The organism is Leekyejoonella antrihumi (assembly GCF_007845645.1).
Lineage (GTDB): Bacteria > Actinomycetota > Actinomycetes > Actinomycetales > Dermatophilaceae > Leekyejoonella > Leekyejoonella antrihumi.
In genome coordinates this window covers 52,335-65,652 of the sequence record NZ_VCQV01000029.1, presented here as the reverse complement: position 1 = coordinate 65,652, position 13,318 = coordinate 52,335, and the positions used below count along the sequence as shown (strand labels likewise).

Below are 13,318 nucleotides of genomic sequence, written 5' to 3'. Positions count from 1 at the left end.
GAAGCCGACGCCCACCACGAGCGACATCGCGGCCCCCTGTCACACCCTCACGCCAAAATGAGCACCAGCAAGACGGCAGACGCCGACACCCACCTCACACGCCAGACCTATGCAAGATCCGGGCTAATCCCCGATATCACGGCATCTCAAGGCGACTGCCCTCAGGGAACTTCACGGCGACAGCGTCGCGATATAGAGCGACCAGAGCGATATTTTGCATCTCATCAAGTTGTAGAGAGGACTGCATCATTAGCCGCGCACGTTCTTTACTGCGGGACGGCGTGGAGCGTGGGGAGCACTGACAGTTTCACGGCTGATATCCAGGATCGGCAAGTATGGCCACTTCAGCGTGAGCGCGGTCGGCAACTTCGGGATCAACATCTTGCTCGAGCTGCTGCGCCAACTCTCGAGCCACTTCGATATCTCTGATTGCGAGTTCTTGGATGTGGTCAATGGCGACGAGACGTTCCGCGATGTCTCCGGCGGAGAGGCCGCGAATTAGCGCAGGGAATGATGCTGAATGCTCAAGGAAGCTGTCCAGGGCTTCGGCGCCTAGCCGACGGGCCAAAGGCGCATCGCGGGGGATGCGAACTCTACGTGAACTCTCAACTCTCGCCAGTGCTTCGCTCGAATCAGGGTCGATGAACTGCCCAAGACGCCTGATGAGACGCCAGTTGCGTCGCTCGGAAAACGGACCTAACTCTGATCCTGCCATGTGACTAGTCTCGCGACCGTTATATATCCCATATACGGCCTATTGTATCATAATTACAAGAATAGCGAGTCAAAGTCACGAGTGATGTATTCGATATATCTAGCGTCGTAACTGGCTCCTCGCCACGTAGCGCATTCGAAGCAATCCATCGCAACCTGGCGATCCGCCTTCTTCCTGTCGGCAACTACGGATGCAACCTTGGCCTTCTTCCAATCGTCGTCAACCTTAGCCTCAATCCACCGATCAGGTGAAGCGGTAGGCGGGTCGTAAAGCGAGAATGCCCTTGTGTTCTGGGAAGATTGGACTGTCTAAAGGAACAATCTGGCCCACAACCAAGGACACCTCGTAGATGCAACCCTCTCACACGCTGCCGGTAGCGTCCGCTACCTTCGACGAACCGAATCTCGTGTCGCCGGCCGGGCTCGTCCCGATCATGCATCTGGCGGAGAACGTCAACCTTGCCGGGCTGGCCGACCAGCACCTGACGGTACCCACGGACAAGGGCTCCAACGCCGGCGCGAAGGTGACCGCGCTGGTCGGAGGCATGATCGCCGGAGCCGACTCGATCGACGACATGGCCCTGCTGCGGCACGGCGCGATGAAGAAGCTGTTCGACGGCTGCTACGCCCCCTCCACGCTCGGGTCGTTCCTGCGCTCCTTCACCTTCGGGCACGTGAGGCAGCTGGACGCGGTCGCCTCCCGCGTCCTGATCGGGCTGAACCAGCACACCCCGCTACTGGCCGGGCTGGATGAGCGGGCGATCGTCGACATCGACGACTCGATCATCGAGGTCCACGGCCACCAGAAGCAGGGCGCGGGGTTCGGGTACTCCGGCGTGCGCGGCCTCAACTCGTTCATCGCGACCGTGTCCACCGACCAGGCGGCACCGGTGATCGTCGCGCAGCGGCTGCGCAAGGGCGCGGTCGGCTCCCCACGAGGCGCGAAGCGCCTGGTCACCGACACCCTGGCGACCGTGGCCAGGATGCGCTCCGCGAACGCCGCCGGGAAGGTGTTGCTGCGGGCGGATTCGGCGTTCATGGGCCACCCCACCATCAGTGCCGCCATCACGGCGGGCGCGGACGTGTCGGTCACCGTCCGCCTGAACGCCGACGTCAAACGCGCGATCGCCGCCATCGACGAGGGCGCGTGGACCACGATCAAGTACCCGCAGGCCATCTGGGACGAGGACACCCGCAGGTGGATCTCGAAGGCCCAGGTCGCCGAGATCGGCTTTACTGCGTTCTCCGCTCAACGCAAGGCGAACCATGTGCCCGGGCGGCTGATCGTGCGCCGCATACCCGATGTCAACGCGGACAAGAAGAAGACGGCCGGGCAAGGAACCCTGTTCGACGTGTGGCGCTTCCACGCGTTCTTCACCACCGTCCCCGAGACCGCGACGGATACGGTCGCGATGGACCAGCTCCACCGGCAGCACGCGATCATCGAGAACGTCCATGCAGATTTGAAGGACTCGGCCATCGCCCACATGCCATCAGGGTTTTTTACGGCAAACGCGGCCTGGCTCGTCCTGGCGGTCATCGCGTTCAACCTGACCCGAGCGGCCGGAACGCTGACCGGTGATACGTCACTGGCGAAGGCGACGACCGGGACACTACGCCGCACCATCATCAACGTGCCCGCCCGGATCGCCTCATCCGCACGGAAGCTCGCCATGCATCTACCCAACGAGTGGCCCTGGCAACACCCATGGGAGGTCCTGCACGCCGCCGCGCTCAGCCCGCCCAGAGCGTGCACGGCCTGACCACCCAGCCGCACCCGCGGCGCAACCGGAACCACCCGTGGAACACCCCGACAGCGAGGCCGGGCAATCAACCATGCCCGCGCTACTCCGCCACCGCAGATGACGAGTTCAACTCAGCGTCATAAGTCGTTCGGTGGATTGAGGCTTAGACTCCGGCGTGCCGTAAGTATCGACATAAGTCTTGAATGAAGTTCGCAGGCGACGGCGCAATTCGACTCCGTCGTACTGTCGCTGGCTCATTATCTTGTCGACAAGTAACTCCAGATATTTCCGCAGGTTGGTCTTGTCGCTGCTAGCAAACTCTCGTCCGAACTGAGTATGCCAACGAACGATGTACCGCCGAAGCGATAGAGACTTCTTCCCACGGAGTATCACCGTTGGAGGCTCCGAAGAGTCGTCGGGTGTTACGTCGGACCGCATGGAGAGCCAGATTCCAGTGCCCAGCGCGGAGCCCGCTAACGAGAGTACGGCCGCCCCTCGGTACAGGGAGTCTTGGTTAGTAGCGGCCGAGATCGTTCCGAGAACTCCTGCCCCCATTAGCCAGAATATCGACTCCATCACAAGCAGGTAGAGGAGCCACGACTTTGCGAGAACTAGACGTGCCTTATCTATACGGTTGCCCCGAAGCTCGGGCACCTTATATCGACATCGACTGCGGTGCTCTAGGGCGAGTAGCGCACCTGTGGGCACAAGAAGACATGCGCACACGATGTACCAGAGCACGGTGACGAACGGCTCAGGCGTTGACGGACGGTCGAGAGTCTGCGTCCGAGCGGAGGTAGCGCGGCGCCCCAGCGGCCGATGTCATGACGAGAGCGCCGGATATCACGAGCTCGTCCAATAGCTCCGCGGTGACTCCTACCGGAAGCTCTGATGATGTAGTGAATTCCCATTCAGGGACGGGGATCCTTGACATAGCTGTCTGGAGAATGCGCTCCTTCTCGGCATCGTCCAGCGGGCTACGCATCGTCGCACCGAGCGAGCGCATGCAGTCGACAGCCAGAAGGCTATTAAGGAAAACACCGGTGACAGCCTGAACGATGTCGGCACCGGCCTCACGCATGGCGACGAATGACGCGGGGTCAGTCACTCCACCCACCCCGATGATGGCGAAGTCGGCGTTGTTCTCGTCCTTGTACTGCTTGCACGCGCGCACGAACTCAAGGGCTAGCGGCTGGATAACTGCACCTCCAATTCCTGCAACGAGCCGCTTGCCGAAGTATGGCGTACCTTCGCCGACGGCAGACTCCACCGGGTGGGCGACAGTATTGATACCCGAGACGAAATCCAGGTGATGCGCAGCGCCATCGAGGAACCTGGCAAGGTTGTCGTGCTCCAAGTACGACAACTTGGCACCCAGCTTGACGGAATGTCCGACGCTTTCTCGGACCTTCACCACGATTGCAATCGCAAGTTCGACATCATAGCAGAGCGGTAGCGTAGGCTCGTCATCGAGCCTAGTTGTGTTCGGGCACGACAAGTTGAGTTCCACAGTCTCCGCACCCGCCGACATAGCATGACGAGTAACCGCGATGAAATCAGCGATCAGAACGTCCGTGCTTCGCTCACTATGGTCGCTATTGTTATCCTCGCCGAGGACACTACAAATGAGGACCTGACCCTCACCGGCAGCCTTCGCCGCAGTGCGGAAGTCGTCAACCCAAACGGTGGGTTCCGGACTTGGAACGCCGAACGAGTTAGCCGAGCTGTCTGCCTCAACAAGCGTTGTCTCGGGGTTAACCGTGACCACAGTTTCCGGGTCACCGATTGCCTTGATGCTATCGGAGTTGAGCAGAGCCCAGTTGGGTCGCGGGTGAGGCGGTGTGAATTGAGATCGCACCGTCTTGTAGGTAACGACGTTGTATCCCGCCTCAAAGAGGCGCTTCACGCACTGGGCGTTCGTAGTCAGGCCTGAAGCGGCGACACCAATCGGAAAGCCGATCCGGTGGCCGAGGAACGGCCACCTCGATCCGATCCAGGACGGCACGCTCGCTGGGACGGTACCAGACGGTGACTCGGCGTTCGCTTCGTGGTCGGCATACACCCGGTAAGCGGGCTGCAGTAGGCGATACTTGGCAAGGAGAGATGACCGATTGGCATAGTACAGGTACTCGATCAGGCCGCCGAGTACGCTAGACGCGTCCTCTCCAGTCATGTCAGGGTCCATCGTGACGGCTTCGCGGACGTTCTTGGCGACCTGCTCCGGCAAGCCGGCAGCGCGAGCCGCCGGTAACTCTTCGTCGAGGGCATCGAGCGGGCCGTCGTCGTTGGAGAGGTCTCGTAGCAGGGAGCGCAGGACGGCGCGCTCTTCGCGCGGTGCGAAGTCGCCCCATCGCGACCGGGTCTCCTCGGGTTCAACCGCCGGAGGATCGGCTACCCAGTCGGTGGTGGGGGTACCGTCGGACACGTCAGCCATCTCCATCAGTTCCGTTCCTGCGCTCACGCAGTCGGCGCTTCGACTCTTCGATGTAGTCATCCGGGAACACCGAAACGTCCCGCAGGCCGTAGGTTACTACGGGCGGTTGGGGGATGATCCCCTGCTTGATGTAGTTCCTGATGGTCTTGGTCGAGACTCCGAACACCGGCACCACGTCTGCAATGGTGCGGTGCTGGATCCCGCTCACTGTGATCAACGTCGTCCCGCCTGCCTGTTCGTCTACTTCCGGACCAGCGTAACGGTCATTGACCCCCGTGTCGACGTGATATTCAGGTATGTCGCGATGTTCCGTGTCTTCCGAACCCTACGCATGGTCAGAGTCGACGGCTCGTTCGAGCTACCGGGGCGCGCGTTCCGACGGAGCGGTACACCAGATCCCCGCAATTTTCGGGACTTCGTGGCACGGCCGTCAGCCATTATTGCAACCGTGCCCTCCGACCCCCTCCGCACTCAGCTCCTCCGCGAGCTCCGCGCCCTTCGGCGTAGCGAAGGTGTCCGTAGCCGCTCAGATCTCGTCGGGTCAGAAGCCCTGACGCGTGTGGTCGGCATGGGCAGCCCGGATCAGGCCTTCACAACGCTGGTGGACATGCTCAAGCATCACGGTGCGGATCCGGAGGGTGACATCCGCGCTTACCTGGAGACATGTGGACTGGTGTCGGTGGGTGACACGCTGGAGAAGCGGCTGCGCTCGTATGCCGAGGCACACTTCGTGGATGAGCGCACGGCGCGTCGTCGCAGCGACCGTGGTGCCGAAGCCCTGGCGACCATCTTCCGTGACGAGGTGCTGTTCTTCCGCCCGTGGGGCCACCTGACGATCTACCAGACGGGGCCGCTGGTGTTCCCGGTCATCGCGCTGCACATGGATACGGGCTCAGAGTGGCGCGAGCCAGCCGTCTGGATCAACGACGAACTCCAAGATCTGCCGTTCGAGTTCGACGATGCGCCGAATCCCGAGACTGGCTACGTCCGAGCAGGGTGGCACCTCACGCCGGTCGTGCTGCGTCCGGACGCAAAGTGGCTGTTCAAGATCGACGTCGAGTGGCGGATGGGTGTTTGGCCGCAGTGGGTGCTTGGCGCTCAGCTGGCGGACAACCGTCTGGTCGCCAAGATCCAGACCCAGCGCAACTTCATGACCGAAGCCACCGTCACCTGGGGCAGTTGGCCCGGGCACGACGGCGTGCCCCGGACACCGCCGTTCGCGTCGTTCCCGGCCGCACCCGCCGAGATCATCCCTACCGACTGACCGCGCTACCCCATCTGTGTCGCGTTGTCGTCCATCAGGCGACGGCGCACACCGACGCCAATGCGGTCGCATCTACTCGAGGGCTGTCGCGGTGTCAGTTTTGTGTCAGTGACGCCGCCCCGGTGCCGTCTTAGCGTCGTTTCCAGGTCTCCCGACCGCTCCAGCAGCACCACCGGTGCCGCAGATCGGGCGTCCGGGAAGGAGAACGCTATGAGCGGAGAAGTCTCTCTGTTCGGCAGTACCAACCAGTCCAGTCTGGTACCCAGTCACAGCATCAGCCGTGGCGTCACCAGGCAGATCAAGAAGCACACCGACCTGGTGCTCGGCCGCGGCGAGGTTGCCCTGACCACGGACACCGTCCGGGCCGGCCTGACCTACAGCGCCCTCAACAACGTCGGCACCCTCGTGTCGGCGGCCAAGAGCCTCATGGACGTCGCACCGGAGGGTGCAGCGTACTACGAGCAAATCATCGGGGCGTACACGATCGGGGCGGCCTCCGCGATCGCCCGGTTCTCGTAAGCCCGCCAAGACAAGAAAGGAGACATCGCCATGGTTGTTCTCGTCACGGTCGGTTCAGTACTGGTGCTCGTCGGGCTGGTCGGCCTGTTCCTGGTCGAGATGCTCGGAGGGGAGTCCTCCCGCTCCGTAGCCCATCGGCAGGCAGTCGCCCGGCGGAACGCCGACACGCTGGCTCGGGCCATCCGGGTCAAGCAAGCCCTGGACGCCGAAGCGTTCAGGGCACATCGGCGGATGGTGGATCACGCCACCACCGTGGAGCAGACACGCCAGCCCGGCCACTGACCGTCTGGCCCTGCATCTGGAGCGCCTCGGAGGAGACGCGTTCACACCGCTTCTCCTCCGAGGACTTCGGACACCGAAGACACCACCCCTCCCAGGTTCCATCCAAAGAGAAATGGGGATCCCGCATGTCCACTTCCGAGACTACGACCAACCCAACGCTGGCACTGGAGCTGGTGCTCGCCAGGAACGACCTGACCAGCTTCGTGCAGCAGCAAGCCCGTGACACCGGCGCTCGAGTCGGCTTCACCTACGAAGGCTGCCCGGATGCGCCGAGCACGTATCAGCAGCTACGCGGGGCGTATGCCGAAAGCCAGGCCAATGGCACACCCTTGCCGATCTACAACCAGTTCTGCGACACCTCGATCTTCTTCCAGGACGAAGACAACATCTGCTTCCGGTTCTGGCACGACGTCAGCCACATGCAGCTCGGCCTGTCGTTCCAGCTGGACGACGAGCTCGAACTCGGGATATGGCACCTTGAGCAGCTAGAGCGCGCTGGCTTCCCGAAGTACTCGCTGCCGTGGCAGGTCTTCCGCGCCGACATCGTCGGCCAGATCCAGCTCATGGCACTCATCGGGCGGTTCCCGATTCACCAGCGGCGGTTTGTCGAGGAGTGTGTCGAGTACGGCACCGAGATCGGCCTCATCGAGGAGATCCGCCGCGTACCCGAGCCGGATGCTCCATGCCCGAGCCGCAGCGACATCTTGGTGACGTCGTGACCGGAGAAGGCGGCGACCCGGGCAAGCTACTCGACCGGATCGTCAGCGGCTGCTTCGCGGTGCTACTTGGGGCTATGGCGCTGTATGGGGCGGTCACCATTCTGCAGGATATCTGGTTATCGCTGTGTGTGCTGGCGTTTGTATTGGTGGTTGGCGTCGGGCTGTGGCTCGGGTTCCGGCGCTGGCGCGGTTGGTAAGGGCTACTTTCCAGTTCAGGTTGTTCAATCAATTACGCGTGCAGCATGGACGTAATCACGTGCAGTTCGAGTGAATCAAAATGCCAGAATCGCCAGTAGTCATGTGTGTCCGTTCGGCGTTGTGGAATCAACAAACTGTATTGACTGTCCAAAGCATTGGACGCATAGTCAAATGCAGGACGTGTCCGACGTAATGGACACGGAAACAATCAGAAAGTAAACCAGGAAAGGAGGGTGTATTTGTTATGCCAAAAAATAAGAAGAAGTCTGGAAATCAAGCGGCGGACTCGGCTGGGCGACGTAACTCGCAGGCGCGCCCGAAAACGAGGCGGCAAATGACTAAGCATTCGCTCACCTGGCGCGACCTGGAGTTCACCGAAGCCCTCTCCCCCGACACCGCACACGCTGTCTTTCTCGGCTTCGCTGGACTTGCCCGGCAGCCACGTCTGGTGCTGGAAGTCACCGGTCAAGGCGGGAACGTGGGCTGGCGGCTCGGTGCAGACGACGACGTGGCGTTGCGAAAGGCCCTCCACGTACTGCGCACGCACGTCCCGGGCTTGCTCGTCTCACCGCACACGACGGTGCCATCACGAGAAGGAGTTCAGCTGGCGGCGACGGTGCGGATCACGGGGCATCGGTTCCAGCCGCTGCACGCTGGCGACAACAGCGAGCAACTGGCAATCACGCGCAGTCTGCTGGCCGCGCTGGCGCAGGCGGGTGCTAATGAATTGCTGTGTTTCCAGCTGGTACTCGGCGCACGGAACCGACCACGTAAGCCATCCGCAGGCGGGAGCCAGACAACGCCGGCCGACGAAGTAGCCAAGCTCGCTCAGCACGGCTTCGGCTGTTGCATTCGCGTGCTCGCCATCTCCGGCACCAGGGAGCGCGCCGGACACCTCATCGGCCAAGTCGGCGCCGCTTTGCGCGGTCTCGAGGCACCGAGTCAAGCGGTGCGCCTGGTCGGCTGCAGTCCGAAATCTGCCACAAACGTCTCGTCACCATTTCTGTGGCCGCTATCGCTGGCCGTGGCTGACTTGGTACCACTCGGCCTGCCCGTCGCGGACAAGCCCGACACGGTGCTGCCTGGCCTGCGGCCGCGTCATCCACGCCTGCTCGCGGCCACCAGCGCGCACCCGAGAAGTGGTGGCATCCGCTACGGCCTGGCGACGCACGCCCTCGAACGGGGTCGCCAGCGAGGGATTCACCAGCCGATCCGGGGCGGCTTGCAGCACCGGCACATCCTCGGCCCGACCGGCGTCGGCAAGTCAACGTTGCTCGCCCAGCAGATCCTGCAAGAGATTCAGGCCGGGTACGGCCAGATCGTCATCGACCCGAAAGCGGATCTGGTCACCGAGCTGCTGGCTCGCATCCCGGAGCACCGGGTGGACGACGTCGTGGTGCTCGACCCGAGTTCCTCTCGGCCGGTCGGGTTCGACAGCATTGGCAGTGTCGTCACCCTGGCTGAGGCGGATCTGGTGGCGGATCAGGTGGTGCACGTCTTCGCCTCGCTGTTCGGCAGCGGCCTCGGCCCACGCTCCAGCGATATCCTGCACAGCGCCGCACTCAGCCTTGCTCGGTACCACCTGACGGGTGGGCAAGCATCGCTGGCGCTCATTCCGCTGCTGCTGACCAACGATGCGTTGCGGCGGAAAGTAGTCGCCGCTGTCGCACCGGACGATCCGCTCGGCCTTGGTGCCTTCTGGGCCGAGTACGAGAGCTTGTCGCCGGACAACCGAGCAACGGTCATCCGGCCACTCATGAATAAGCTCCGCACCGTCTTGCTGCGGCCAAGCCTGCGAGCGATTGTCGGGCAGCTTCAGCCGAGCTTCCGGATTGAGCAGGTGTTCACGGAACACAAGATCCTGCTCGTTCGGCTCGGCAAAGACAGCATCGGGCAGGAAGCCGCCGCCTTACTCGGGTCACTCATCGTGGCCGATGTCTGGCGGGCTGCCTTGACCCGGCTCCAGCTACCGGCGAGCCAGCGCTCCCAGGTCGGCTTGGTCATCGACGAAGTCCAGGACTATCTGCGCCTCCCCGGCAGTCTCGACGACGCTCTCGCGCAAGCCCGATCGCTCGGCATGAGCGTCACACTGGCGCACCAGTACCGCAAGCAGCTCGGTGCCCTCATGCCCGGCGTCGACGCCAACACCAGCTCGAAGATCGCCTTCCGTCTCAGCGGCGAGGACGCCACGAGCACGGCGAACCTGTTCGGCGACGGCCTGCTTGTCCGGCAGGACTTCGCGGTACTTCAGCAGTACCAGGCCTACGCCCGGCTGCTGGTCGACGGCTCGACCACACCATGGGTGTCGCTGTCACCGCAGCCACTGGACGAACCGTTCCGCGACCCGGCCGCACTCCAACAACGCGCCGAGTCCCGCTTCGGGCAGAACGCTCGCGACACCGAAGAGGCACTGGCTCACGTGGCTGGCGGCAGCGGCACCGGCTCCGGCGCATCGAGCAAGGGCGAGGCGGAGTCGCCCGAAGCGCCAGAACGTCTCGGGCGTGGGCGACCGAATCGTTCCGCAGCCGAATTGCACCACAAGGAATCAGAGCACAGAGAGGAGGAATCACATGAGTAGCTATGAGAACAGCACCGAAAACCACACCCCGAACAGTGAGAAGGCCAGTCCGCTCGTCCGTCCGGCCGCTCAAGGCCAGGTCTCGACATCTGCCGACGTCAGCGGCCGATTCCCGGATTCTTCCGCGACGAATACTTCGCCCCCATCGGGGGCGAAGAACCTGCGCCACCGACTGGTGGTCGGCACCGTGGTTCGTGCCCGGCTCCGTGCCGAGCTGGCCGACCGGGACCGAGCCATCCTGGCCATCTTGGGTACGCACCGTTTCCTCAGTACGCATCAGGTGCAGCAGTTCTGCTTCCCCACCAGTAACCAGCTGCGGCTCGACTCGGCGGCACGCGAAACCAGGCGAACCTTGCTGCGGCTCAAGCGAGCCGGTGCCCTGCAGATCGTCACCGCCCGCCGTGTTGGTGGCATCGAAGCGGGCAGCAACGTTCAGATCTGGCAGCTGACCAGCGCCGGGTACCGCCTCGCCAGCGAGACCGTCACAGGTGGACTCGCCCCGACACTGGCCTACCGAACCGGAGTACCGACGACGCGCTTCCTGGCTCACGAGCTGGCGATCGCGGACGCTCATCTGGCGGCCATGCAGGCCGCGACCGACATGACTGCGGCTCTACAAGTCCAGATCGAGAAACGAGCCACTCGCACCTATACCGGGCTCGGTGGTGCAGCTCTGCGCCTGACGCCCGACCTCGCCCTGCGGCTTTCGGGAAGCGACGCCGACGGTGCCTACGAGGATTACTGGTTCGTCGAGGTCGATCTTGGTACCGAATCCCTGCCGACGCTGGTGCGCAAGTGCGAGCAGTACGAGACCTACTTCCGCACCGGCACCGAGCAAGCCCGCACTGGCATCTTCCCGCTGGTGCTGTGGCGCTTCCACGGCGGCAAAGCCGAAACCAGGCGCACGGAGCTGCAGCGGCGGATCCAGCGTGTCGGGCGCCTGACCGCTGCCATCCACCGCTTCGCAACCAGCGACGCGGAGATGCACCACGAGCTGGCGAACGGAGGCGTGGCATGAACCGGTGCTATGTGGTGCGAGGCAGCAGCGGGCTCGACCAAGCGAGGCGGTCACCTTCTGCAGACACACGGTACGACGCTTCCACGGTGCCGTGTGCCTGTCCGAAACGATCCACCCCGAGGAACGATTCGCCTTCGCCGCGTCGCCAGACCGATCGGTGCGCAGGTGTGCCAGAGCGCTCGAATGCCGTACCGGATACCGCAACGTCATACGCCGTGCCACCGAGATTGACCAGCTGGTACCACGGACCGTCGTCCGGAGCCAGGATCTGCCAATTTGGTGCCTCGTCCGGCTCGACGTTTGCTAAGCCCGCACCCATGGCTGCGAGCGACGTGGCCATCGACTCCTGCGCCCTCGTGGATCGCTCGGCGACCTTACGGTTCGACCACCAGCTGACGCAGGAGAAAACGACAGCAATGGCGGACAGCAGTACCGCCACTCGATCGGTGTTGAACCAGCTCACGACACGGACAGTACTGCTGAGCACCGACATCGGAGGCGCGTCGTGAGCCCCCCGAAATACCGCACCATCCTGGCCGACCCGCCCTGGGACATCGAGCAGAAGGGCAAGCGCGGCGCTCAGGAGCACTACCAGCTCATGACCCTGGAGCGGATCAAGGGGATGCCGGTCAGTGAGCTGGCGGCGGACGATGCGCACCTGTGGCTGTGGGTCACCAACGCCACGCTGCGCCACGGCTACGACGTCGCCGAAGCCTGGGGCTTCACGGTGCGCTCACCGCTGACCTGGGTCAAGTTCCGGCTCGGTCTCGGCAACTACCTACGTAACTCGACCGAGCACCTGCTGTTCGCCACAAGGGGCAAGGCCCCGGTGCAGTTCCATTCGCAGCCGACCTGGGTCCAGGCACCGGTGCAAGACCACAGCCATAAGCCGGAGGAGCAGTACGCCCTCATCGAGCGGATATCTCCGGGGCCGTATCTGGAGCTGTTTGCCCGACGTCGGCCGCCGCATTCGCTGGGACAGCCGCCCTGGCACGTCTGGGGAAACGAAATTCACAGCGATATCTATATCCCCGGTTACCCGGTGCCAGACGAGCCACGGGATGCCAAGGCCAGTCCGGTGGCTATCACAGCGGCGGCAGCGGCGACCGTTCCGGAGACCAGCAGCAACCAAACCTTGGAAGGAGGTACACCATGAGCGAATACACCCCACGGCATAGCGAATACCAACCAAATGAACGGCACCACGAGCATCTGGAGCAACCCGAGCGCCGCGACGACGAGCCGGCGGTCGGCTTCGACCCGGAACATTTTCCGGCACGACCGGGCATCTGGGCGGCCGACGACTCGGAGGCCATGACCGGCCAGTGGATCGACGCCACGCTCGAGCCTGTGGACATCGAGACAGCGCTCGACGGACGCGCCATCTACGACACCATCGGGTTCGGCACGTTCGTGCTCGAACCAGGCGAGAATCCCGAGGTCATCTCCCGCGTTGCTCGCGGCATCCAAGAGCACGGTCCGGCGTTCGCCGCCTGGGCGCAGTTCCATGACGCTGACCCGGACATGCTGGCCGTCTTCCGGGAGCAACACCTCGGCAGCTTCGCGAACCTCGCCGAGCTCGGCCGGAACCTCATCGAGGCCAGCGGCTGGAGTATCGAGCAGATTCCGGAACCGATCCGACCGTGGGTGCGCATCGAATACGCCGCAGCCGCTCAACACGAGATCGCCGTGTCCACCCTCGTCCTGCTGCCCGGCGAGAGTGAGCAGGTGCACCTGTTCCGTGGCCCCGACCGTGAGGCCGACCCGTAGCCCACCTGACCTCCCGATCCTCGGGAGCCTGCAGCCACTCGACCAACTCAGGTCGAGGGCTGCACCACCCCGAGGAC

At 63.4% G+C, this 13,318-nt stretch carries 14 protein-coding genes; 10 read left to right on the top strand and 4 right to left on the bottom strand.

From position 1 onward, the window contains the following. Positions 1–307: 307 nt before the first annotated feature. Positions 308–715 carry a hypothetical protein gene (locus FGL98_RS18145; protein WP_146319082.1) on the bottom strand — a complete coding sequence of 136 codons (408 nt, stop codon included), beginning with the start codon at positions 713–715 and terminating at the stop codon, positions 308–310. A gap of 349 nt (positions 716–1,064) precedes the next feature. On the opposite strand from FGL98_RS18145, the gene FGL98_RS18140 reads away from it, so the two are divergent. Continuing rightward, the gene (locus FGL98_RS18140) at positions 1,065–2,477 is read left to right on the top strand and encodes an IS1380 family transposase (RefSeq protein WP_146319080.1); all 1,413 of its coding nucleotides are present in this window, start codon (positions 1,065–1,067) and stop codon (positions 2,475–2,477) included. 736 nt (positions 2,478–3,213) lie between these two features. Here FGL98_RS18140 and FGL98_RS18135 read toward each other — a convergent pair. Beyond that, complete coding sequence (locus tag FGL98_RS18135; RefSeq protein ID WP_186526241.1) at positions 3,214–4,899, bottom strand: beta/alpha barrel domain-containing protein; 1,686 nt, start codon at positions 4,897–4,899, stop codon at positions 3,214–3,216. Beyond that, a complete protein-coding gene (locus tag FGL98_RS18130) occupies positions 4,886–5,101 on the bottom strand; it encodes a MerR family transcriptional regulator (protein WP_146319075.1) in 216 nt (71 codons plus the stop codon). Before FGL98_RS18130 ends, FGL98_RS18135 begins: the two co-directional genes overlap by 14 nt. A gap of 360 nt (positions 5,102–5,461) precedes the next feature. Between FGL98_RS18130 and FGL98_RS18125 the strand changes: the two genes are divergently transcribed. The 7 genes from FGL98_RS18125 (at position 5,462) to FGL98_RS18095 (ending at position 11,471) form a co-directional block, all read left to right on the top strand. After that, entirely contained in the window at positions 5,462–6,157 is a 696-nt protein-coding gene (locus tag FGL98_RS18125) for a hypothetical protein (RefSeq protein WP_146319073.1), read from the top strand. 210 nt (positions 6,158–6,367) lie between these two features. After that, positions 6,368–6,676 (top strand): phosphoenolpyruvate carboxylase, encoded by a 309-nt coding sequence (locus FGL98_RS18120; RefSeq protein ID WP_146319071.1) that lies wholly within the window; start codon positions 6,368–6,370, stop codon positions 6,674–6,676. 30 nt (positions 6,677–6,706) lie between these two features. Further along, positions 6,707–6,958 (top strand): hypothetical protein, encoded by a 252-nt coding sequence (locus FGL98_RS18115; RefSeq protein WP_146319069.1) that lies wholly within the window; start codon positions 6,707–6,709, stop codon positions 6,956–6,958. Between the two features lie 125 nt (positions 6,959–7,083). Further along, positions 7,084–7,677: a hypothetical protein gene (locus tag FGL98_RS18110; RefSeq protein WP_146319067.1), complete on the top strand. Its 594-nt coding sequence runs from the start codon at positions 7,084–7,086 to the stop codon at positions 7,675–7,677. Next, the gene (locus FGL98_RS18105) at positions 7,674–7,874 is read left to right on the top strand and encodes a hypothetical protein (protein ID WP_222432246.1); all 201 of its coding nucleotides are present in this window, start codon (positions 7,674–7,676) and stop codon (positions 7,872–7,874) included. Before FGL98_RS18110 ends, FGL98_RS18105 begins: the two co-directional genes overlap by 4 nt. Before the next feature lie 335 nt (positions 7,875–8,209). After that, positions 8,210–10,453 carry a type IV secretory system conjugative DNA transfer family protein gene (locus FGL98_RS18100; protein ID WP_146319063.1) on the top strand — a complete coding sequence of 748 codons (2,244 nt, stop codon included), beginning with the start codon at positions 8,210–8,212 and terminating at the stop codon, positions 10,451–10,453. Further along, positions 10,446–11,471, top strand: a complete 1,026-nt coding sequence (locus FGL98_RS18095) for a replication-relaxation family protein (RefSeq protein ID WP_146319061.1) — start codon at positions 10,446–10,448, stop codon at positions 11,469–11,471. The genes FGL98_RS18100 and FGL98_RS18095 overlap by 8 nt, the downstream gene beginning before the upstream one ends. 7 nt (positions 11,472–11,478) lie before the next feature. Here the strand turns inward: FGL98_RS18095 and FGL98_RS18090 are convergent, their stop codons facing one another. Beyond that, on the bottom strand, positions 11,479–11,934 hold the full coding sequence (locus FGL98_RS18090) for a hypothetical protein (protein ID WP_146319058.1): 456 nt from the start codon (positions 11,932–11,934) through the stop codon (positions 11,479–11,481). Positions 11,935–11,976: 42 nt separating this feature from the next. Here FGL98_RS18090 and FGL98_RS18085 point away from each other — a divergent pair, with 42 nt between their 5' ends. Both FGL98_RS18085 and FGL98_RS18080 read left to right on the top strand, forming a co-directional pair. Further along, positions 11,977–12,627 (top strand): MT-A70 family methyltransferase, encoded by a 651-nt coding sequence (locus tag FGL98_RS18085; protein ID WP_146319055.1) that lies wholly within the window; start codon positions 11,977–11,979, stop codon positions 12,625–12,627. Continuing rightward, complete coding sequence (locus FGL98_RS18080) at positions 12,624–13,241, top strand: antirestriction protein ArdA (protein ID WP_146319053.1); 618 nt, start codon at positions 12,624–12,626, stop codon at positions 13,239–13,241. Before FGL98_RS18085 ends, FGL98_RS18080 begins: the two co-directional genes overlap by 4 nt. The last annotated feature ends 77 nt before the right edge of the window (positions 13,242–13,318 follow it).